Raw genomic sequence first — 20,499 nt, forward strand, 5'->3', positions numbered from 1 at the left:
CATTGCGCTAATGCCCCGTATCGGCGCGATAAATCGCGCCGATACGAAGGTCATCCCATCTGCTCCATAGTCTGCACAATACGCTTATCCGAAATCGGATAAGGGGTGCCCAGTTGCTGAGCAAAGTAGCTGATACGTAATTCTTCCAGCATCCAGCGAATCGCCAGCACCTCTGCATCGTCCTGACGTTGCGGCGGCAGCTTGTTACGCCAGCTCTGCCACGCCTGCTCCACCGCCTGCACTTTCAACATCCGCGCCCGATCGCTGTGCGGGTCCACCGGCAGCTTCTCCAGACGGCGTTCGATGCCCTGCAAATAGCGTAAGGTATCCGCCAGCCGCTGCCAGCCATTGCTGGTGACGAAACCACGGTATACCAGGCCATTCATCTGATTTTTGATATCAGCCAACGCCAGCGCCAGCGACATATCCACCCGGCCCTTCAGGCGTTTGTTGATATTGAATACGCAGGTCAGAATCTGCTCCACCTGCTTCGCGATGGTGACCACCGTTTCATTCAGTTCGGCACGCACTTTGTCACGTAGCTGCTCGAAATTCTCCTGCTGCCACGCCGGACCACCGGCTTCACCCATCAGCTTATCCACGCCACAGGCGATGCAGTCATCAATCAAATCCAGCACTTTGCCGTACGGGTTAAAGTACAGACCGAGCTTGGCTTTGTTCGGCAGCTTCTCATGCAGATATTTGATCGGTGACGGGATATTGAGCAGCAGCAAACGCCGCTGACCGCGCCACATCATCTTTTGTTGTTCCTGTTCGCTGTCGAACAGGCGGATGGCAACGCTGTCTTTTTCATCCACCAGCGCAGGCCAGGCTTTGACCTGATAACTGCCCCGCTTCTGTTCATAGCTTTGTGGCAAATCACCAAAGCTCCAGATATGCAGGCCGCTCTGCTCCAGCCCATCATCCGCCACTTTCGACAGGGTTTCCTGTACTTTGCCTTTCAGCGCCTGCTTCAACTGATGCAGGTCCTTGCCTTCCTGCAACTTACGGTTGTGTTCGTCAACCACGCGGAACGTCATTTTCAGGTGATCGGGCACCTGATCCCACTGCCAGGCTTCGCGGTCAATGGTGACACCGGTCATGCGGCGGAACTCACGCTCCAGCGCATCCAGCAACGGCAGCTCCAGCGCCGTAACGCGTCCAAGGAAGGCCTCAGCATAGTTCGGGGCGGGCACCAGATTACGTCGAACCGGTTTCGGTAATGACTTAATCAACGCAATCACCAGCTCGCGGCGTACGCCCGGGATCTGCCACTCAAAGCCACCTTCCTCCACCTGATTGAGTAGCGGCAGCGGAATATGCACCGTCACCCCGTCAGCATCTGCGCCCGGTTCAAACTGGTAACTGAGTTTCAGCTTCAGGTTGCCCTGATGCCAGAAATTCGGGTAATCGAGTTGGCTGACCTTTTCCGCGCCATCTTTGATCAGCATCTGCTTATCAAAACTGAGCAAATCCGCGTTTTCTTTGCTGGCCTTTTTCCACCAACTGTCAAAATGGCGCGCGGAAACCACCTCGCTGCCGATACGTCGGTCGTAGAAAGCAAACAAGGTTTCATCATCAACCAGGATGTCACGGCGGCGTGATTTATGTTCCAGGTCTTCCACTTCGCTACGCAGTTTTTGGTTGCTGCGGAAGAAGGCGTGACGGTTCTGCCAGTCCCCCTCCACCAGCGCGTGACGGATAAACAATTCACGGCTTAGCTGCGGATCAATCTGGCCGTAGTTGACCTTGCGCGCCTGTACAATCGGCAAACCGTACAGCGTCACTTTTTCACTGGCCATTACCGCACCCTGGGCTTTTTCCCAGTGCGGTTCGCTGTAGCTGCGCTTCAGCAAATGCTGCGCCAGTGGTTCGATCCATTCAGGATCGATGCGTGCCGCAATGCGTCCCCACAGACGGCTGGTTTCCACCAGCTCCGCCACCACGGTCCACTTGGGCGGCTTCTTAAACAGCCCGGAACCGGGGAAGATGGAGAAGCGGGCGTTGCGTGCGCCGGTAAACTCTTGTTTTTCTGCGTCTTTCTGCCCGATATGTGATAGCAAGCCCGTAAGCAACGCGCAGTGTACTTCTCGATAAGGCGCAGGTTCGCTGTTGACCGGCATACCTTGTTCACGCACCACCTGACGCAACTGGGTATAGATATCCTGCCATTCACGCACACGCAGATAGTTGAGATAGTCGCTTTTACACTGGCGACGGAACTGATTGCCCGACAGCGCCTTTTGTTGTTCCTGGAGATAGTTCCACAAATTAACGAAAGCGAGAAAATCTGACTCTTTGTCAGCAAATCGCCGATGTTTTTCGTCTGATGCCTGCTGTTTCTCCACCGGACGCTCTCGCGGATCCTGAATCGACAACGCAGCGGTGATGATCATCGCTTCACGTACGCAGCCAAATTTCTGCGCTTCCAGCACCATGCGCGCCAGACGCGGATCGACCGGCAGCAACGCCAGTTGCCGTCCTGATGCCGTCAGTTTGTAGTGACCATCCTCATTGACGGTGATCGCCCCCAGCTCCTCCAGCAGACGCACCCCGTCCTGGATATTGCGCTTATCCGGTGCTTCGACAAACGGGAAGGCAGCGATATCGCCCAGCCCGAGCGCAGTCATCTGCAAAATAACCGACGCGAGGTTGGTACGCAGAATCTCCGGGTCGGTAAACTCAGGACGGCTGAGGAAATCGTCTTCTGAGTAGAGACGAATACAGATACCTTCCGAGACGCGACCACAGCGGCCTTTACGCTGATTAGCCGATGCCTGGGAAACCGGCTCAATCGGCAGGCGCTGCACTTTGGTGCGGTAGCTGTAGCGGCTGATACGTGCCGTGCCGGGGTCGATAACGTACTTAATACCCGGCACGGTCAGTGAGGTTTCCGCCACGTTGGTCGCCAGCACGATGCGGCGTCCACTGTGCGACTGGAACACCCGGTTCTGTTCGGCATTCGACAATCGCGCGTACAGCGGCAGAATCTCGGTATGCGGCAAATCGCGTTTCATCAGCGCATCGGCGGTATCGCGAATTTCGCGTTCACCACTCATAAAGATCAGGATATCACCCCGACTTTCCTGTCCCAGTTCATCCACCGCATCGAAAATCGCCTGAAGCTGGTCACGATCGGTATCCTCGGCTTCTTCAACCACAGGACGATAACGCACCTCCACCGGGAAAGTGCGCCCGGAGACTTCAATCACCGGCGCATTGTGAAAATGGCGTGAAAAGCGCTGAGGATCGATGGTCGCCGAGGTGATGATCACCTTCAAATCGGGACGGCGTGGCAGCAATTCGCGCAGATAACCGAGCAGAAAATCGATGTTCAGGCTACGTTCATGCGCTTCATCGATGATGATGGTGTCATATTGCAACAACAGGCGGTCCTGCTGGATTTCTGCCAGCAAAATACCGTCAGTCATCAGCTTCACCTGGGTGGTGTCGCTGACCTGATCATTAAAACGCACCTTGTAGCCGATGCAGCCACCGAGTGACGTCTCCAGTTCATCCGCGATGCGGTTCGCTACGGTGCGCGCCGCCAGACGGCGGGGTTGCGTATGACCAATCAACCCTTTAACCCCACGGCCCAGCGCCAGACAAATCTTCGGTAACTGCGTGGTTTTCCCCGAACCCGTTTCACCGGCAACGATCACCACCTGATGGTCGCGAATCGCTTCAGCGATCGCCTGCTGCTTCTGGCTGACCGGTAGATTTTCCGGAAAGGTAATGCGCGGCGTAGCCGCCATACGTTGCGCCACGCGCTGCTCCGCGAGGGTGAACTCGGCGGCCAGATCGGTCGCAATCCCCTGTTGTGCTTCAGGATTTTTTACTTTTGTCGCGCCCTGGAGTCGCCGTTGTAACCGTTGGCGATCGCGTAACATCAGGTTATCAAGTCGCGTCCAGAGCGGCGCTAAAGGAGAAGTAACGGATGATGACATAGTAATGAGTTACCTGTTGTGGCAGGGCAACCGGTGCGCTGCCGGCCGAAAATCACGGCGGATTCAATCAATTAATGGACGGCATCATAGCATAATTTGCCCCTGCCGCCCTGACCGCGCGTGCGGCCTTATTCAATAAATTCGAACATAGCTCTCGAAATATTGCGCTTTTCACCGCAGGGGGATCTCCGTAGAGTGTAACGCATTGAGCGGTAAGCCTTCCGCGTAACAAACAGGAAAACACCATGAGCAAAGTATTAGTTCTGAAATCCAGCATCCTCGCCGGTTACTCTCAGTCCAACCAACTGGCTGATTTCTATGTTGAACAGGCACAGAGCAAAGGTGATACCGTCACCGTTCGTGACCTGGCCGCGAATCCGATCCCGGTTCTGGACGGTGAGCTGGTGGGTGCGCTGCGTCCGTCTGACGCACCACTGTCTCCGCGTCAACAAGAAGCGCTGGCTCTGTCAGACGAACTGATTGCTGAACTGCAAGCTCATGACGTCGTAGTTATCGCTGCGCCGATGTACAACTTCAACATCCCGACTCAGCTGAAAAACTACTTCGACCTGATTGCCCGTGCTGGCGTAACTTTCCGTTACACCGAAGCAGGCCCGGAAGGTCTGGTGAAAGGTAAACGTGCAGTGATTCTGTCCAGCCGTGGCGGCATCCACAAAGATACCCCGACTGACCTGCTGACGCCGTACGTTAAGCTGTTCCTCGGCTTCATCGGCATCACTGATGTGAACTTCGTGTTCGCAGAAGGTATCGCTTACGGTCCGGAAGTGGCGACCAAAGCGGCCAGCGATGCGAAAGACGCGATCAAAGAGATTGTTGCTGCGTAATCTTTAAAAAGAATGCTATCTTTTTGCCGGGCCTGAGTGCCCGGTTTTTTTTGCTATTTGCGCAACCATTGTCCATTGATGCCCTGCACATATTCGCCAGCACCGGCACGATCCACCAGTTTTTCCCCGGCAATGCGTGCCACCTCACTGCTGGTGAGATTGTTCTGCTGCGCCACGCGTTGATATTGCTGGCTGCGTCCCTCATTGATACGTTTCACCAGCGCCAGGGTTTCACTGTCCTGCTGACGCGCCGCAATATAACCGCTCAGGGTTTCGCCGACGCGCCCCTGCTGACGTGCCTGATCAAGCGTCAGTGCCCAGGCGGAAGGTACCAACAGCATCGCCAGCAACCACGCGATTCCTTTTTGTTTCATCGCTGCCCTCCTCAAAATAAACCGCTCTGATTTTTCAGCAGCGCTTCCACATCTTTATCGACCTTGATGTGGATTTCATGCTCGATTTTCACATTCATATTGATGGTGATTGGCTCTTTCGGCGCAGCAACTTCAATGCGCGGCACACAGCCGATCAGCGGCAGCCCGGCTGCCAGCACCAGTAATGCCCTCAGGCTCATGGTTGGGGATCCTTCTTGGATGGCAGGGTGGCGTTTTGCTCCACCCAGGATTGCAAATTATCGCCAAAGCGCAGGCTGCGCCACAGCTGGAACAGGTTTTCCTGATGACGGTAGTTAAGATTGACCGACTGCCGCCGGTTGCTGAACTGGCTGGTGCCCTTTACCTCAGATTGCAGGGTCAGATTGCCAAAGTTATCCAGATCCAGCGTGGCCCATGAGCGGGAGATCTCCATATAGCGCAGCCAGTCCATCGCCGCGCCTGCGGCAATGTTGTTTGTGGTGATGGCATCGGCCATATCTTTATCCATGCGAAACGTCAGTGGTCCCCCATTGGCAATCCAGCCTTTTTCAATCAGCCAGCGCGGATTGTTGACCCACAGCGGCAGCTCGCCATTCACCTTGCCGGACATGGCAAATTGCTTTGGTTTGATGGCGGTGATCAGGCGGCTGAGATCAATGTCACGCAGAGAAATCAGCGCCGCTTCGTGCTGTGGCAGGCGCAGATCTGGCAGGCTGACATGCCCGCCCAGCAGGTCAAGATTGACGTTAGATAGCCGCAACGGCTGACGTTCCTGCCACGGATAATGCCCCTGTAAATCGGCGGTGATGTTCTGCAAGGCAAACTGGTTTTTTATTTCAGCAATGCGCAAAGAAACCGGCCCACGTCGTCCCAACTGCCACTGGTCGGCCTTCAGTCGAAACGGCAGCGAGAAATCGATGCCGTTGATTTCGCTATCCGGCATCCAGACGCTGCCATTTTTCACTGTCCAGTGACCACCCGCCTCGAAACCTTGATCGGTAGCGGCGGAGAAAGCCACCTGTGCCTGGAGTTGACCAGACTGAATGCGCATCTTCAAATCGCTACTGAGCAACGGCTGAAATACCGCCAGTGATTGTGCTGGCCACCAGGCCTGGCCGCGCAGACGCGCACCATCCCAACGACCATTCACCCGCAACGGACCGATCTCACCCGCCTTAAGCTGGCCGTGCCAGATAAACTGACTGGGGTCGCTGCCTTTGGCCGCAAACTCAAGCTCTGACGGCGGCAGCCAGCCGCCATAGCTGAAATGCGTCTGGCCGGATTTCAACACAAAGCCACCAGCAAAGCTGGGTTGCTGCGCATCGCGCTGCCAGCGTACCGGTGCGGTCAGGGTCAAACGCGGTTTGCTCACCTGCGCCATACCATATGCCAGTTGGTCAAATCCGGTGTCCAGCGTATCCAGGCTAATCAGGGTATCCTGCCAACTGCCGGTCCCTTTGACATCCCATTTAGCGTTGAGCGGCTGCATCATGCCATCGCCCCAGTAGCGCCAGTTCCAGCGTCCACTGTCCGGCCAGAATTGCGTGGCGCGCCCGTCGAGGTGCAGCCGCAAACGGCCAAAACTGGGGTCGTGCGCTTGCAGAATCGCCTGCAAACGTCCGTTGATCCCCTCGCTGCTCAGGGTCACGCCCGCCAGCGGCCAGCGCGCCTCATCCACCTCCAGCGTTGACAACAACCGACCACGCAGGCGCAACAAGGCACCCGGTTTCAACACCAGCTGCGGGTCGGTCAGCATCCCCTGCAACTCGCCGGGGATGGCGCCATATAATTGCAACCGGGCGAATTTGCTTTCGCCAGTAAGCTGGAATGGCAAGGCGCTGTTATTCAGGCTGAGCGTCCCTGGCCCGACACTCAACACCAGGTTGCCCTTGCCCCCTTTGCCTTGTGTCAGCAGGTTAAATCGTCCCTGAACCTGGGTGTGATCCAGTCCCTGCTGCCAGTCGGTTAAGGTCAATGCCAGACCGCCCGACAGCGGCTGATCGGGCTGTGGCCAGCGCCAGTGTCCCTGGGTAATACGAATGTGTTGTTGATCGACCTGCCACGGTAGTTGCAGCAACGGCTGATCGTCGCCCTGCTGACTCACGGTTAGCGTCCCTTGCTGCTGCTGCCAGTTCAGCGCCAGCCGCAGTGGCTGCGGCCATTGGCTCAGACTTGCATCCCCCGTTAACTCACCCGCGACCGGAAGGCCGTCGGCAAAGGTGGGCAGCGTCAGCGTACCCTGGAGATCCAGTGGTTTGGGGAGCAACGGTTGCGTTAGCGTCAACCGCGAGAGTTGCAGTTGTTGTCCTTGCAGACGGGCGTCAACGGTAAGATTCTCGCCCTGATAACGCAGTTGCTGCGCGGTTTTATCCAGGGTGAGATCAAACTGCCCGGCATATTGCTGCCACGGCAGCAACACCAGTTGGTCAAGGTGGATATCCGCGCCGGGCAGCAATGCCTGCCACTGCGCCAGCGTACGTGGCGCATCGTTCGGGGTGGTGTTTTGCGGCAGCGATTGCAGGCAGTTGCTGTCGAGTTGTACCTGGCGGGCGTGCAGTTGCCAGCGATGCTGGTGCCAACCGAGGATGGCATCGCTGACTTTCGCCAGCTCACAATCACCCGCCAGGTAACGCACTGCCGGGAAATAGAGGCCACCCTGCTGCCAGCCTGGCGCGCCGTTCAGCTCCACGCGGGTATCTTCCGGCAGCCAGATGCCTGCCAGCCGGGGTAACCATTGCGTCACCGTCAGCAGCAGTCCCAGTAGCAGCAGTATCAGCGCCAGTAGCGCAGCAAGTGTTCGGCGAAGGCCCCGCGTCATGGCAGCTAACGTTCCTGTTCCTTACAAAATCCTGACGAAGATGATGGCATGTTATACCGGGTAAATGAAGGTTTTACCCGGTGGCATGCGATCATTGCGCGCTGTTTCGACCAGAAAACGTTATCCTGTCCTCTGCCAACATGCCATTTTTCAGGAGCGAAACAATGAAAGTTGCGGTTTACAGTACCAAACAGTATGACCAGAAGTATCTTGAACATGTTAACGCCAGCTATGGATTCGAGTTGGTGTTCTTCGACTTTCTGCTGACGGAAACCACAGCCAAGAACGCCGTAGGCTGTGATGCGGTGTGCATCTTCGTGAATGATGATGGCGGCAAAGTGGTGCTGGAGGAGTTGGCTGCGCTGGGCGTGAAATATATCGCGTTACGCTGTGCCGGTTTTAATAACGTCGATCTGGACGCTGCCGCCGCTCTCGGTTTGCAGGTGGTGCGTGTTCCCGCCTATTCGCCAGAAGCCGTTGCGGAACATGCAGTTGGCCTGATGATGACGCTCAACCGGCGTATCCATCGCGCTTATCAACGTACGCGTGATGCGAACTTCTCGCTGGATGGCTTAACCGGCTTCAATATGCACGGTAAAACTGCCGGGATCGTCGGCACCGGCAAGATTGGCGTGGCGGCGATGCGTATTCTGAAAGGGTTTGGTATGCGCCTGCTGGCGTTTGATCCCTATCCCAGCGCCCAGGCACTGGAATTGGGAGCCGAATATGTTGATCTAAAAACCCTGCTGTCACAATCGGATGTCATCACCCTGCACTGCCCGCTGACGCCAGAAAACCACCATCTGCTGAATGCCGCGGCCTTCAGCCAGATGAAAGATGGCGTGATGATTATCAACACCAGCCGTGGCGGCTTGATTGATTCACAGGCAGCAATCGATGCGCTGAAGCAGCAGAAAATCGGTTCACTGGGGATGGACGTGTATGAAAACGAACGCGATCTGTTCTTTGAAGATAAATCGAATGATGTCATTCAGGATGACGTGTTCCGTCGTCTCTCTGCCTGCCATAACGTGCTGTTTACCGGCCATCAGGCGTTTCTGACGGCGGAAGCATTGACCGCCATCTCCGAAACCACGTTAAACAATCTGGGTCAGCTGGAACGCGGTGAAACTTGCCCTAACCAGGTGAAAGCCTGACACCCGGCGCCTGCGTTAGCGGGCGCAGCTTCCACCGATCAGCGCCTGCTCATCGCAGCGACGGCCATTCGCCATCTGGCACATGCCGATGCGCGAACCATCTAACTGGCGTGAAAACGCCAGTGTTCCCCCGGCATTGGCACAGTTAGTTTCAGCCAATGACGACATCACCACCTGCGGTTGAATATGCGCAGCGGTCGCCTGTTGTGGCGGTTCATTATCACTATTGCTGCTGCAAGCGGAAAGTAACAGCGCAACACCGGCCAGCAGGAAGGAAGCGGCTTTCATCGATCAGGCTCCGGGCGGTTCGGGGGAAAAATTCGAACCAGCATATGTCAGGCGCAGCAAGGGGTCGAGAGGCGACACAGCTTTTTACAAAATTTTCTTTCACACTTTGCAACCAGAATTATCCTGATTACCCTTTTTTCACCTCTTATCCGCACCCGTCATGATGTAAAAAGCAGCAACCTTAGTCAGTGGTGCGACAAGCCACTGACATCACACGGATGAGAAAGTGATGCCTGCCCGCTTTGCTAGACTGAGATAATTAACCCCGGAAACTTTATGGCAATCCGTATCGCGCGATAAAGCATGACGTAATGTTTACGGGCATTCTCAGCGAAGCAAAGGACGATTTATGATTACCGTCGACGGCAATGGCGCAGTGGCTTCTGTCGCCTTCCGCACCAGCGAAGTTATCGCCATTTATCCCATAACCCCCAGTTCAACCATGGCTGAACTGGCCGATGGCTGGTCCGGGGAAGGCCGCCGCAATATCTGGGGCGATGTGCCACGCGTGGTTGAGATGCAATCCGAAGGGGGGGCGATAGCCACCGTGCATGGCGCGTTGCAAACCGGGTCGTTATCCACCTCCTTCACCTCATCGCAGGGGTTACTGCTGATGATCCCTAACCTGTACAAACTGGCTGGGCAATTGATGCCGTTTGTACTGCATGTCGCCGCACGCACCGTCGCCACCCATGCGTTATCCATCTTTGGCGACCACTCCGACGTGATGGCGGTGCGCCAGACCGGCTGTGCGCTGCTCTGCGCCTCCAGCGTGCAGGAAGCGCAGGATTTTGCCCTGATCGCCCAGATGGCGTCACTCAACAGCCGCATCCCGTTTATCCATTTCTTCGATGGCTTCCGTACCTCACACGAAATCAACAAAATCGTGCCGCTAAGTGACGAAACATTGTTGGCGCTGATGCCGCAGCAGGCGATTGCGCAGCATCGCGCCCGCGCCCTGACGCCGGATCACCCCACCGTTCGCGGCACCTCGGCCAACCCGGACACGTACTTCCAGTCGCGGGAAGCAACCAACCGTTGGTATGACGCCTGCACCGGGCATGTCGAAAACGCCATGATGGCGTTTGCGGAACAAACTGGCCGCCGCTACCAACCCTTTGAGTTTTATGGCCATCCGCAGGCGGAACAGGTGATTGTCATGATGGGGTCCGGCTGCGGTACCGCTGAAGAGGCCATTGATGAGTTGCTACAACGCGGTGAGAAAGTCGGGCTGGTCAAGGTACGTCTGTATCGACCGTTCTCGGCTCAACATCTGTTAAGCGTGTTGCCGACAACGACGCAACGTGTGGCGGTGCTGGATCGCACCAAAGAACCTGGCGCGCTGGGTGAACCGCTGTTTCTTGATGTGATGACCGCGCTGGCAGAAGCCTTTAGTCGTGGAGAACGCAGCACTCTGCCGCAGGTGTGTGGCGGGCGTTATGGCTTGTCGTCGAAAGAATTTGCTCCCGATGCGGCGCTGGCGGTGTTCCGTGCATTGCAACGCCCACAGCCGCCTGCACGCTTCACCGTGGGGATTTATGACGATGTCACCCATCTCTCGTTGCCGCCTGAAGCCAACATTGTGCCGAATCGCGCCCATCTTGAAGCGTTGTTCTACGGGCTGGGCAGCGATGGCAGCGTCAGTGCCACCAAAAACAACCTGAAAATTATCGGCAACGCCACACCGTGGCAGGTGCAGGGCTATTTCGTTTACGACTCGAAAAAGGCGGGCGGCCTGACGGTTTCACATTTACGCGTCAGCCAGCAACCGATTCAGTCGGCCTATCTGATTCAGCAGGCCGATTTTATTGGCTGCCACCAATTACAATTTATCGACAAATATTCGATGCTCGATCAACTGAAACCAGGCGGCATTTTTCTGCTGAATACCCCTTATGCCGTCGATGAAGTGTGGCATCGCCTGCCGCAGGAGGTACAGACGCAGCTCAACGATAAACAGGCGCGTTTTTATGTGATTAATGCAGCGCGAATTGCGCGGGAATGCCAGCTCGGCGCGCGTATCAATACCGTAATGCAGATGGCGTTCTTCCAACTGACACAAATTCTGCCAGGCGACAGCGCCCTGACCGAACTGCAAAACGCCATCGCCCGCAGTTATCGCAGCAAAGGCGAGGAGCTGGTGCAGCGTAACTGGCAGGCGCTGGCAATGGCACAACAGGCGCTGGAAGCAGTGCCGTTGCAGGCGGTGGATGCGAGCAGCCCACATCGCCCACCTGTGGTTGCCGACAATGCCCCCGACTTTGTTAAAACCGTCACCGCCGCCATGCTGGCCGGGCTGGGCGATAAGTTACCGGTTTCCGCCCTGCCGCCGGATGGCAGTTGGCCTACCGGCACCACGCAGTGGGAAAAGCGAAATATTGCGGAAGCGATCCCCATCTGGCAGCCCGACCTGTGTACCCAGTGCAACCATTGCGTCGCGGCCTGCCCACATGCTGCCATTCGCGCCAAAGTCGTGACACCGGAAGCGCTGGAGGGTGCCCCCGCCAGTCTGGCGTCGCTGGATGTCAAATCGCGTGATATGCGCGGACAAAAATACGTGTTGCAGGTCGCTCCCGAGGACTGCACCGGATGTAATCTGTGCGTCGAAGTCTGTCCCGCCAGCGACCGCCAGCACCCGGAAATCAAAGCCATCAATATGCAATCGCGGCTGGAACACGTTGAAACGGAGAAAATCAATTATGACGCGTTCCTCGCCCTGCCGGAGATCACCGCAGAACAACTGGAGCGTATTGATATCCGTACCTCACAGCTGATCACCCCGCTGTTTGAATATTCGGGAGCCTGTTCCGGCTGCGGTGAAACGCCGTATATCAAGATCCTCACGCAGCTGTATGGCGATCGACTGTTGATTGCCAACGCAACAGGTTGCTCCTCCATCTACGGCGGCAATCTGCCTTCCACGCCTTACACCACCAACGCCGAAGGGCGCGGCCCGGCGTGGGCCAATTCGCTGTTCGAAGATAACGCCGAATTCGGCCTTGGCTTCCGCCTGAGTGTTGATCAGCAGCGCCAGCGTGCCCTGCGCTTGCTGGATCAGTGCGCCTCTGCGTTGCCAGCAGCGCTGGTGGCGGCACTAAAAAGTGACAACGTCACCACTTCACAACGTCGCGAACAGATTAGTCAGCTACGTGCTGAGCTGAAGAATGCGCCGCACGCCGCTGCTCAGGCGTTAATCTCTGCGGCTGATGCGCTGGTTGATAAATCGGTGTGGTTAATCGGCGGAGACGGCTGGGCCTACGACATCGGTTACGGCGGGCTGGATCATGTGATGAGCCTGAGCGAGAACGTCAATGTGCTGGTGCTGGATACGCAATGTTATTCCAACACCGGCGGTCAGGCGTCAAAAGCCACCCCGCTCGGCGCGGTCACCAAATTTGGTGAGCAGGGAAAACGCAAGGCACGTAAAGATCTCGGCATGGCGACATTGTTGTACGGGCATGTTTATGTGGCGCAGATTTCCCTCGGCGCGCAGTTGAATCAAACCATGAAAGCGATACAGGAAGCCGAAGCCTGGCCCGGTCCCTCGCTGATCATCGCCTACAGCCCGTGCGAAGAACACGGCTATGACCTGGCGTATAGCCATGAACAGATGCGCCTGCTGACCACCAGTGGATTCTGGCCGTTGTATCGTTTTGATCCGCAACGCGCGGAACAGGGAAAAGCTGCGTTGTCACTGGATTCGCGCCCACCGACTTCCGAGCTGGAGCAGGCATTGATGAATGAGCAGCGCTTCCGCCAGTTGCAAACCGAACAACCGGAAGCCGCTGCGCAGTTGTGGCGGGATGCCAGCGAGGCCGCTAACCAACGTTATCAGCGGTTAGCGGAGCTGGCTGGCAAAGCGGAGAAAAGCGAGTGATAAACAAAGCCCGGCACAGATGGCCGGGCTTGATGATGATTAACAGGGCTTGAGTTGCGTGATTGCCATCTCCACCGCCCGGTTGGGGGAACCGGTTAATTCGCGGTAACGGAGTTGCAGATTTTGTAACTCCGTTGCCAACACATCTTTTTCTGTTGCCACGCCACGCTGTGCCAGTTCCAGGTAACATTGACCGACTAACCGGCACGCTTCTTCAAAAACCATATCGTAAGTTTGCATCCGCCTCTCCTCACCCTTTAGAAACTAAAGTAACTCATGCCTTCATCCTGTCAGCGTGGCGCATGCAAAATCTTCGCGCAGATCAATAAATGCACAAATAATTCGGGCAAAGAATGCTGATCTTTATTCTGAGCGGCAATTAACCGGAAAAACGCGGCTTCTCCATCCGGAATCCCAGCCCGATCAGGCGACCAAACACAAAACGCAGGAACGGGAAACGACGGATAAGGGTCGGCATCGGGCTTTTCTTACCGGGCTTGCGTTTATTGCTGCTCATTTTAATTTGCAGGAACTGGGTGGCCACCGTCGGGAACTGACGCCGCTTCTGGACTTTCGCCAGGTCACGCAGGGTGACATCTCCCCTGCGCAACGGCTGCGTCAGATAATTGGCGGCGGCGACCGCATCCTGTATCGCCAGATTCACGCCAACACCGCCAATCGGCGACATGGCGTGCGCCGCATCACCGATGCAGAGTACACCGGGTTTCATCCAACTATCGAGGCGGTCAATACGGATCGACAGCAACTTAAATTGCTGCCAGTCGTCAATCTGAGACAGTCGTGCCACATCAAAGGGCGCGACTTGCGCAATCGCCGCCTTGAATGGCTCCAGACCCGCCGTTTGCAGCGCAGCAAACTCTCCTTTGGGGATGGTGTAGCCACATTGCCAATACTCACCCCGGTCGATAACGATAAAGTTTTGCCGTGGCCCTTTATGCCCCATACCCCAGGTGGGATCGCCCTGCTGCTTATCCAGCCGGAACCAAACCACATCGCGCGACGCACCAAACGCCTGGCTGGTTAACCCGGCAGCGGCACGGACAGCGGAGTTTCGTCCATCAGCGCCGACCACCAACTGCGACCGGATTTCCACCGGCCCCTGTTTGGTGATGGCGTGAATGCCACCCACGCGCCCCTGATTGTCGATGAAGCGATCAAACGTGGTGGATTGCAGCAAGGTAAATCCGGCAAAGCGCGCGCTTTGCTGTGCGAGAAAGTTGAGGAAATCCCATTGCGGCATAAAGGCGATAAAACGGTACTGGACGGGAAGGCGGGAGAAATCGGCCATCGTCACTTCCTGACCGGCGATTTCCGCCTGTAACTTTTCGGCACGCTGATGCGGCAGTTGCAGCAGTTCCTCCACCAGACCAAGCTGATGCATGATCTCCAGGGTCGAAGGATGAATGGTATCTCCACGAAAATCACGCAGAAAATCGGCATGTTTTTCAATCACCACCACCCGCAGACCAGCACGCACCAGCAGATACCCCAGCATCAACCCGGCCGGACCGCCGCCAACAATGCAGCAATCGGTGTTCAGGATCGCATTCGCTTCAGGCTTCATTATCGCTCCTTGGTCAGCACCACCAGAGTTTATGATAATAATTATCATTTGTGTATAGCGATTGGTGCTGCGGGCTTAATGTCCACCCATGACGTCATGGTCGTAATAATAAACGGCTCCCTATCCAACAGAGCCGTTTGGTATTCCTGAACTATTTTGGAATAACTGTGAAGAACCTCAGCCTCAGAACTCGACGCTTGCGCTGAGCACCAGATTGCGCGTTTCACCTTCAGCAACGCGCAAATTGCCGCCACTTGAGGTGTAATAGTGCTTGTTAAACAAGTTGTTGAGGTTCAATTGTAAATGCGTTTTTTTACCCAGCAGTTGATTGTCCCAGCCAATAAAACTGTCCGCGACGGTGTAAGCAGGCAGGGTGAAACTGTTGCTCGGATCACCCGCACGCGTGCCCATATAACGAACCCCGCCGCCAATACGGAAACTGCCCGGCAACAGATTGAAGCGCAGATCGTGGCTTAAATAGACCGCGCCAGAATTTCGTGGTGCGTTTTGCAGACGGTTACCATTATTAGTCGGGTCGGTTTTATCGTTAACGATTTTCGCCTCGTTGTAACTGTAATTGGCGCTAATATCCCAGTCAGGATAAATCTCACCGTTAACCTCTAATTCAATGCCACTGGAACGAGCTTTATCTACGGCATAGGTTCCATCGTTTAATGCTAAGGCAACATTGCGCTCATCTATACGGTAGAGCGCAACCGTGGCAAGCAGTGCCGGTGTCATCTGCCATTTGCTGCCGACTTCATAGGTCGTACCCTGTTCCGGTGCTTCAACGTCGCCGTTGTCATCCGGATTAGTCGATGGCGTAAACGATTTACTCAAACTGCCATAGAAAGATACTGCCGGTGTCAGCTTATAAATCAGCCCTGTTTGAGGCAAAAACTTATTACCTTCATCGCTATAAGTCAGAGTGGAATCACTGCCTCTTGATTCACGTTGTTCGAAGTGCTGATAACGAGCGCCAGCTACCACGGTCCATTGCGACGTCAGGTCAATATTGTCTTTAAAATAGACCGAGCGATTGTGAATGCGATTGAGCAAATTACTGTCGGCAGTTTTTTCCGTACTGCTGTCGGTGATGGTTGCTAATCCATAAACCGGGTTGCTCAGAGTGAAGTCAGTATTTTTTGTACCGTTATAAGCGTGTGCCCGGTAGGTTTGGTTCATTTCATAATCAGTACCGACCACCAGGTTATGCGTCATGCCAAATATTTCGGGCGTCCCGATGGCATCCCACGAAACATATTTTGTTTTGTGGTTAAAGCCGCGGAAGGCATCCGGACGTCGCGTAACGACACCGGTGGTTGTATTAATGGCGGTGGTTGTCACGGTATTGCTGTTGTACTTGCGCTGGTTCATCCCTACGGTAACGCGGGTCGACCAAATGTCATTGAACTGATAATCCCAGTAGCTGTTGAAGGTCTGATTACGCCCCCACGCATGGTTGGAATAATCATCCAGACGGGTTTTATAACCGATATTGATCGGTTTCCCATTAATAAATGCCGTGCCGCGATCGTACGGAATATCATACTGATAACTTTCATAGCTGATATTAAAACTGGCTTTTTCGCCATACCACTGTAATGAAGGTGCCAGCAGATTATGTTTTTCGTTACCGTATCCGCGCCAGTAGTTCTGCGCTTGTTTTTCGGCAATCAGACGGAAAGCAAAACCATTGCCCAGTGGGCCGGTAATATCAATATTTCCTGCACCGCCTCCAGTACTGTTGTAGTGTCCACCAACAATTGTGTGCCACTCATATTGCGGTTTTTTACTCACGACATTAATCATCCCACCGGGATTTAAAATACCGTATAACAGCGAAGACGACCCTTTCAACACTTCAACGTGATCCGTGGTGGCATCGAGATTGAGTCCCTGGCTACTACGGATACCGTCACGGAACACAGAACCATCGGAGTTTGAACCAAAGCCGCGGCGAACAATACCATCTTCCGTCTGGCCCAGCGTATTCGCCTGCGCAGCGCCACTAACAAAACGCATAGCATCGGACAGGGTGGTGGATTGATAATCACTCAGTTGTTTATTTGTCACCACGCTCACCGACTGCGCTTCATTCAGTTTAGAGGTGGGCGTTTTACTGGCGACCGACGTAGTTGGGCTGGAATATCCGGTGTCGGGTTGTTCTGTCTGTTGGGCGGCAGTCACCGTCAAGGTATTATTGTCGGTAGCGGCATAGCTGCCACCTGAAGAAATTAACGCACCACTGTAAACCGCAAGCCATATTTTCCCCAAAGGGCGCTTGTGGTGTTGAATATTTTTATATTCATTCATTTCTGATTTTTTTCCCTGGCAATTATCACAAACTGTTTTTTCATACTCTGACGCAATCCTGTCATGCTGCCGGCTGTTGTTGCGCGGAAGTGCGTGATCGGCAGGTCCGGTATTGTTATCAAGACAAGGCGCAGTTGATAATGTAATTGATAATCATTCAAACATGAGGAATTGTAGTAGTAAATATAAATTTTAGCTTTTCCGCTACAGATGCCCCCGCCACTTCCCTGGCAAAAAAATGGATATCAACAATACAAATAAATACTTATATTTCATTGATTTAAATTAAGATCACCTTGCCGGGCAATCATCGACAAATTGAAATTGACCTTGCTTTTTTTGCCTGTATTTTTCGCTTTACTACTACATTCTATGCGCGCAGATCGCGAAAGATAATGATACTTATTACTTTTTGCAAGGGTGTATTCCACGTTACCAAACGGCTTATCGTCAACGTCACCCTTCAGCACCGAGCATGATCGGAGGCAGCCTGGAATGCTGCTATAAAACGTGCTGGCATTCGCCGCCGTAATCCGTACCATACGCGACATACTTTTTGCCTGCTGGCTGATGCCAGCAGGTGCGGTCCCGTCGTTTATTGCGAATCAGATGGGGATCGAGAATGCGCAGAGGGTGTACCAGATTAATGCTACGGGGATTGAAGAGATGAATAGCAAGCAGGTTAAAATACTGAACGCTACAGTCGCCTGGTAGTGGATAGTGCCCCCGTCATGCCCCTTTTGCTGAAAATCGCTGGCTGAGACAGTAAATAATGCAACATAATCAAGATAATACAAAAAAAGAGCAGTACAACCTGAACAAATTGCAAAAGCGTCTGCGTCGTAACGTGGGCGAAGCGATTGCCGATTTCAATATGATTGAAGAAGGCGATCGCATCATGGTGTGCCTGTCTGGAGGTAAAGACAGCTATACCCTGCTGGAAATTCTGCGCAATCTGCAACAAAGCGCGCCGGTTAACTTCTCGCTGGTGGCGGTCAATCTCGACCAGAAGCAACCCGGTTTCCCGGAACATGTGCTGCCAGCGTATCTGGATGCACTGGGCGTTGAGTATAAAATCGTTAACGAAGACACTTACTCCATCGTTAAAGAGAAAATCCCGGAAGGAAAAACCACCTGTTCGCTGTGTTCACGCCTGCGTCGTGGCATTCTTTACCGCACCGCGACGGAACTGGGTTGTACTAAAATCGCGCTCGGACATCATCGCGATGACATCCTGCAAACCCTGTTCCTGAACATGTTCTACGGCGGCAAAATGAAAGGTATGCCACCGAAGTTGATGAGCGACGATGGTAAGCATATCGTGATCCGCCCGCTGGCCTACTGCCGCGAGAAAGACATCATCCGCTTTGCCGAAGCCCGTCAGTTCCCGATTATTCCGTGTAACCTGTGCGGCTCTCAGCCTAACCTGCAACGCCAGGTGGTGGCGGATATGCTGCGTGACTGGGATAAACGCTATCCGGGACGGATCGAAACCATGTTCAGCGCGATGCAAAACATCGTCCCTTCGCATATGGCTGATATCAATCTGTTTGATTTCAAAGGTATTCAGCACGGTGATGCGGTGGTTGACGGTGGCGATCTGGCGTTTGACCGCGAATCGCTGCCGGTACAACCTGCGGGCTGGCAGCCGGAAGAGGAAGACGCACCCGATTTAAGCGCCCGTCTCGACGTATTGCAGATTAAGTAATTTCTCCCGGCACAAAAAAGGCGCGTCGCTTCGGCTACGCGCCTTTTTTATTAACGATGTGGCGGTGGATCGATGATCGGTGGATATTCGGGATCGTATGGCGGATCAGGTTCCGGCAACGGTTGTGGACGCGGAATCGGCTCCGGGATGGGAGGTGGATCGGTTGGAATGGGATCGGTGGCGTGGAATGTTTGCATGCCCTTCTCCTGGTTGCGAATGTCCTTTAAGCATAGGAAAAGGTCAGCGGCACTGGCAAACGGGCAAAAAAAAGCCGGCGGATAAGCCGGCGTTGTACGAATCAAATGTGCTATGCAGTAATTCAAAAAAGGAAGTAAGACAATATGGAGCGCAACGCCCATCGCTTGACGTTGCATTCACCTGCGAGAGAGAGTTTGCCCCTGTTGTCGGTTGCGGATATTGACGTCGATCAGTTTTTTTCCGCTTTTTTGCCCTTCTGGCCTTAATTTACAGCGAGTTACCTTTCGATAACCCATTGTTAACATTCGCAATGCGCTTATAACCATTTACGCCGTCTTAACCACCAGGCGAGTCCCACCACCAACACCAGCAGTAAAAAACAGAAAACGCTGAAGCCCATATGCCACGCGCCACCCGGTATCCCACCAAGGTTGACACCAAACAGGCCGGTTAAAAAAGTAGTCGGCAGGAAAATCATCGCCAGCAGAGACATGGTGTAAGTACGACGGTTCATCGCTTCCGCCATCACCGACGCAATTTCATCGGTCAGCACGGCGGTGCGCGCCACACCGGCATCCAGATCGTCCAGTCCACGACCCAGGCGATCGGCGATATCCTGCATACGCCGCCGTTCATCATCATCCATCCAGCCGAGTTTCTCGCTCGCCAGTCGCGCATAGACATCGCGCTGCGGGGCCATATAACGTCGCATCACAATCAATTGCTTGCGCAGCAGCGCCAGCTCACCGCGTGGTGGGATCTGCTGATCCATCAGCGCATCTTCCAGCTCGATAATCTTATCGTGCATCTCTTCAATAAATTCGCTGGCGTGATCGGTAAGTGCATCACAAACGTCAACCAGCCAGCTACCACCGTCCACCGGACCGTTACCGTTTTGCAGATCGGTAAGCACTTCATCAATCGCGTACACCTTGCGACGTCGCGTCGAGACAATCAGTTTGTCATTAATAAACACCCGCATCGCCACCAGTTGGTCCGGGCGCGAGTCGCTGTTGTGATTGACACTGCGCAGCACAATCATAAAGCCATCACCCAGACGAGTAACACGCGGGCGCATGCTGTCGCCCGCCAGCGCATCACGCACCGAGTCGGGAATTAACGGGGTGTTTTGCAACCATTCAGCGCTTTGCTGCTGGGTGTAATTGAGGTGCAACCAGCAGGGGCGCTCACAATTGACGACGTCAGTGTCCTCAATGGCGATCAATCCCCCCTGACCGTCAAGCTGACAAGCCACAATGGCATCCGAAACCTGCAATGCTTTACCTTCAATGACGTTCACGTACTCGCCTCTCTATCAAAATCAATACGATACAGTCTAGCGTGGCGGCGAGGAGTTGCAATCTTCAGGCTGTGAGCAAACATGAC

At 54.5% G+C, this 20,499-nt stretch carries 15 protein-coding genes and 1 pseudogene; 5 read left to right on the forward strand and 11 right to left on the reverse strand.

Annotated elements, in window-relative coordinates; translation table 11 throughout:
* Positions 1-50: 50 nt before the first annotated feature.
* Positions 51-3,947, reverse strand: a complete 3,897-nt coding sequence (gene hrpA, locus AC6I8T_RS10695) for an ATP-dependent RNA helicase HrpA (protein WP_208723487.1) — start codon at positions 3,945-3,947, stop codon at positions 51-53.
* A gap of 245 nt (positions 3,948-4,192) precedes the next feature.
* Here hrpA and azoR point away from each other — a divergent pair, with 245 nt between their 5' ends.
* A complete protein-coding gene (gene azoR, locus AC6I8T_RS10700; protein ID WP_021183147.1) occupies positions 4,193-4,792 on the forward strand; it encodes an FMN-dependent NADH-azoreductase in 600 nt (199 codons plus the stop codon).
* A 53-nt stretch (positions 4,793-4,845) separates the two neighbouring features.
* On the opposite strand, the gene AC6I8T_RS10705 is transcribed toward azoR, so the two are convergent.
* Genes AC6I8T_RS10705 through AC6I8T_RS10715 form a run of 3 tightly spaced genes read right to left on the reverse strand, consistent with a single transcriptional unit; the run spans position 4,846 to position 7,984 of the window.
* The gene (locus AC6I8T_RS10705) at positions 4,846-5,166 is read right to left on the reverse strand and encodes a YdbL family probable chaperone protein (RefSeq protein WP_208723488.1); all 321 of its coding nucleotides are present in this window, start codon (positions 5,164-5,166) and stop codon (positions 4,846-4,848) included.
* Positions 5,167-5,177: 11 nt separating this feature from the next.
* Positions 5,178-5,366: a YnbE family lipoprotein gene (locus AC6I8T_RS10710; protein WP_013509194.1), complete on the reverse strand. Its 189-nt coding sequence runs from the start codon at positions 5,364-5,366 to the stop codon at positions 5,178-5,180.
* Complete coding sequence (locus AC6I8T_RS10715; protein WP_208723489.1) at positions 5,363-7,984, reverse strand: YdbH family protein; 2,622 nt, start codon at positions 7,982-7,984, stop codon at positions 5,363-5,365. The genes AC6I8T_RS10710 and AC6I8T_RS10715 overlap by 4 nt, the downstream gene beginning before the upstream one ends.
* A 164-nt stretch (positions 7,985-8,148) precedes the next feature.
* Here AC6I8T_RS10715 and AC6I8T_RS10720 point away from each other — a divergent pair, with 164 nt between their 5' ends.
* Positions 8,149-9,141, forward strand: a complete 993-nt coding sequence (locus tag AC6I8T_RS10720; RefSeq protein ID WP_208723490.1) for a 2-hydroxyacid dehydrogenase — start codon at positions 8,149-8,151, stop codon at positions 9,139-9,141.
* Between the two features lie 15 nt (positions 9,142-9,156).
* Here the strand turns inward: AC6I8T_RS10720 and AC6I8T_RS10725 are convergent, their stop codons facing one another.
* Positions 9,157-9,429, reverse strand: a complete 273-nt coding sequence (locus AC6I8T_RS10725; protein WP_021183143.1) for a putative hemolysin — start codon at positions 9,427-9,429, stop codon at positions 9,157-9,159.
* A 349-nt stretch (positions 9,430-9,778) separates the two neighbouring features.
* Between AC6I8T_RS10725 and nifJ the strand changes: the two genes are divergently transcribed.
* Entirely contained in the window at positions 9,779-13,306 is a 3,528-nt protein-coding gene (nifJ, locus tag AC6I8T_RS10730) for a pyruvate:ferredoxin (flavodoxin) oxidoreductase (protein ID WP_497833812.1), read from the forward strand.
* A gap of 39 nt (positions 13,307-13,345) precedes the next feature.
* Here the strand turns inward: nifJ and AC6I8T_RS10735 are convergent, their stop codons facing one another.
* The 4 genes from AC6I8T_RS10735 to AC6I8T_RS10750 form a co-directional block, all read right to left on the reverse strand.
* Positions 13,346-13,546 carry a DUF2767 family protein gene (locus tag AC6I8T_RS10735; protein ID WP_013509199.1) on the reverse strand — a complete coding sequence of 67 codons (201 nt, stop codon included), beginning with the start codon at positions 13,544-13,546 and terminating at the stop codon, positions 13,346-13,348.
* A 139-nt stretch (positions 13,547-13,685) separates the two neighbouring features.
* Positions 13,686-14,891: an FAD-dependent oxidoreductase gene (locus AC6I8T_RS10740; protein WP_497833813.1), complete on the reverse strand. Its 1,206-nt coding sequence runs from the start codon at positions 14,889-14,891 to the stop codon at positions 13,686-13,688.
* A 183-nt stretch (positions 14,892-15,074) separates the two neighbouring features.
* The gene (locus tag AC6I8T_RS10745; RefSeq protein WP_497833814.1) at positions 15,075-17,207 is read right to left on the reverse strand and encodes a TonB-dependent siderophore receptor; all 2,133 of its coding nucleotides are present in this window, start codon (positions 17,205-17,207) and stop codon (positions 15,075-15,077) included.
* A 272-nt stretch (positions 17,208-17,479) separates the two neighbouring features.
* Positions 17,480-17,758: a hypothetical protein gene (locus AC6I8T_RS10750; protein WP_208723493.1), complete on the reverse strand. Its 279-nt coding sequence runs from the start codon at positions 17,756-17,758 to the stop codon at positions 17,480-17,482.
* Between AC6I8T_RS10750 and AC6I8T_RS10755 the strand changes: the two are divergent.
* Positions 17,693-17,921 (forward strand): annotated as a pseudogene (locus AC6I8T_RS10755) (site-specific integrase); the annotation flags it as partial. The gene AC6I8T_RS10750 and the pseudogene AC6I8T_RS10755 overlap by 66 nt on opposite strands.
* A gap of 58 nt (positions 17,922-17,979) precedes the next feature.
* A complete protein-coding gene (gene ttcA / locus AC6I8T_RS10760) occupies positions 17,980-18,915 on the forward strand; it encodes a tRNA 2-thiocytidine(32) synthetase TtcA (RefSeq protein WP_021183138.1) in 936 nt (311 codons plus the stop codon).
* A gap of 50 nt (positions 18,916-18,965) precedes the next feature.
* Here the strand turns inward: ttcA and AC6I8T_RS10765 are convergent, their stop codons facing one another.
* Both AC6I8T_RS10765 and zntB read right to left on the reverse strand, forming a co-directional pair.
* On the reverse strand, positions 18,966-19,112 hold the full coding sequence (locus tag AC6I8T_RS10765) for a hypothetical protein (RefSeq protein WP_021183137.1): 147 nt from the start codon (positions 19,110-19,112) through the stop codon (positions 18,966-18,968).
* A gap of 317 nt (positions 19,113-19,429) precedes the next feature.
* Complete coding sequence (gene zntB / locus AC6I8T_RS10770; RefSeq protein ID WP_021183136.1) at positions 19,430-20,413, reverse strand: zinc transporter ZntB; 984 nt, start codon at positions 20,411-20,413, stop codon at positions 19,430-19,432.
* Positions 20,414-20,499: the final 86 nt, after the last annotated feature.

The sequence above is a fragment of the Pantoea sp. X-Soil-OKNW-556 genome (assembly GCF_059730695.1).

Bases quoted from the DNA above. Each gene is read 5' to 3' on its own strand.
- hrpA (WP_208723487.1), bottom strand. From the start codon at position 3,947: ATGTCATCATCCGTTACTTCTCCTTTAGCGCCGCTCTGGACGCGACTT.
- azoR (WP_021183147.1), top strand. From the start codon at position 4,193: ATGAGCAAAGTATTAGTTCTGAAATCCAGCATCCTCGCCGGTTACTCT.
- AC6I8T_RS10705 (WP_208723488.1), bottom strand. From the start codon at position 5,166: ATGAAACAAAAAGGAATCGCGTGGTTGCTGGCGATGCTGTTGGTACCT.
- AC6I8T_RS10710 (WP_013509194.1), bottom strand. From the start codon at position 5,366: ATGAGCCTGAGGGCATTACTGGTGCTGGCAGCCGGGCTGCCGCTGATC.
- AC6I8T_RS10715 (WP_208723489.1), bottom strand. From the start codon at position 7,984: ATGACGCGGGGCCTTCGCCGAACACTTGCTGCGCTACTGGCGCTGATA.
- AC6I8T_RS10720 (WP_208723490.1), top strand. From the start codon at position 8,149: ATGAAAGTTGCGGTTTACAGTACCAAACAGTATGACCAGAAGTATCTT.
- AC6I8T_RS10725 (WP_021183143.1), bottom strand. From the start codon at position 9,429: ATGAAAGCCGCTTCCTTCCTGCTGGCCGGTGTTGCGCTGTTACTTTCC.
- nifJ (WP_497833812.1), top strand. From the start codon at position 9,779: ATGATTACCGTCGACGGCAATGGCGCAGTGGCTTCTGTCGCCTTCCGC.
- AC6I8T_RS10735 (WP_013509199.1), bottom strand. From the start codon at position 13,546: ATGCAAACTTACGATATGGTTTTTGAAGAAGCGTGCCGGTTAGTCGGT.
- AC6I8T_RS10740 (WP_497833813.1), bottom strand. From the start codon at position 14,891: ATGAAGCCTGAAGCGAATGCGATCCTGAACACCGATTGCTGCATTGTT.
- AC6I8T_RS10745 (WP_497833814.1), bottom strand. From the start codon at position 17,207: ATGAATGAATATAAAAATATTCAACACCACAAGCGCCCTTTGGGGAAA.
- AC6I8T_RS10750 (WP_208723493.1), bottom strand. From the start codon at position 17,758: ATGTCGCGTATGGTACGGATTACGGCGGCGAATGCCAGCACGTTTTAT.
- ttcA (WP_021183138.1), top strand. From the start codon at position 17,980: ATGCAACATAATCAAGATAATACAAAAAAAGAGCAGTACAACCTGAAC.
- AC6I8T_RS10765 (WP_021183137.1), bottom strand. From the start codon at position 19,112: ATGCAAACATTCCACGCCACCGATCCCATTCCAACCGATCCACCTCCC.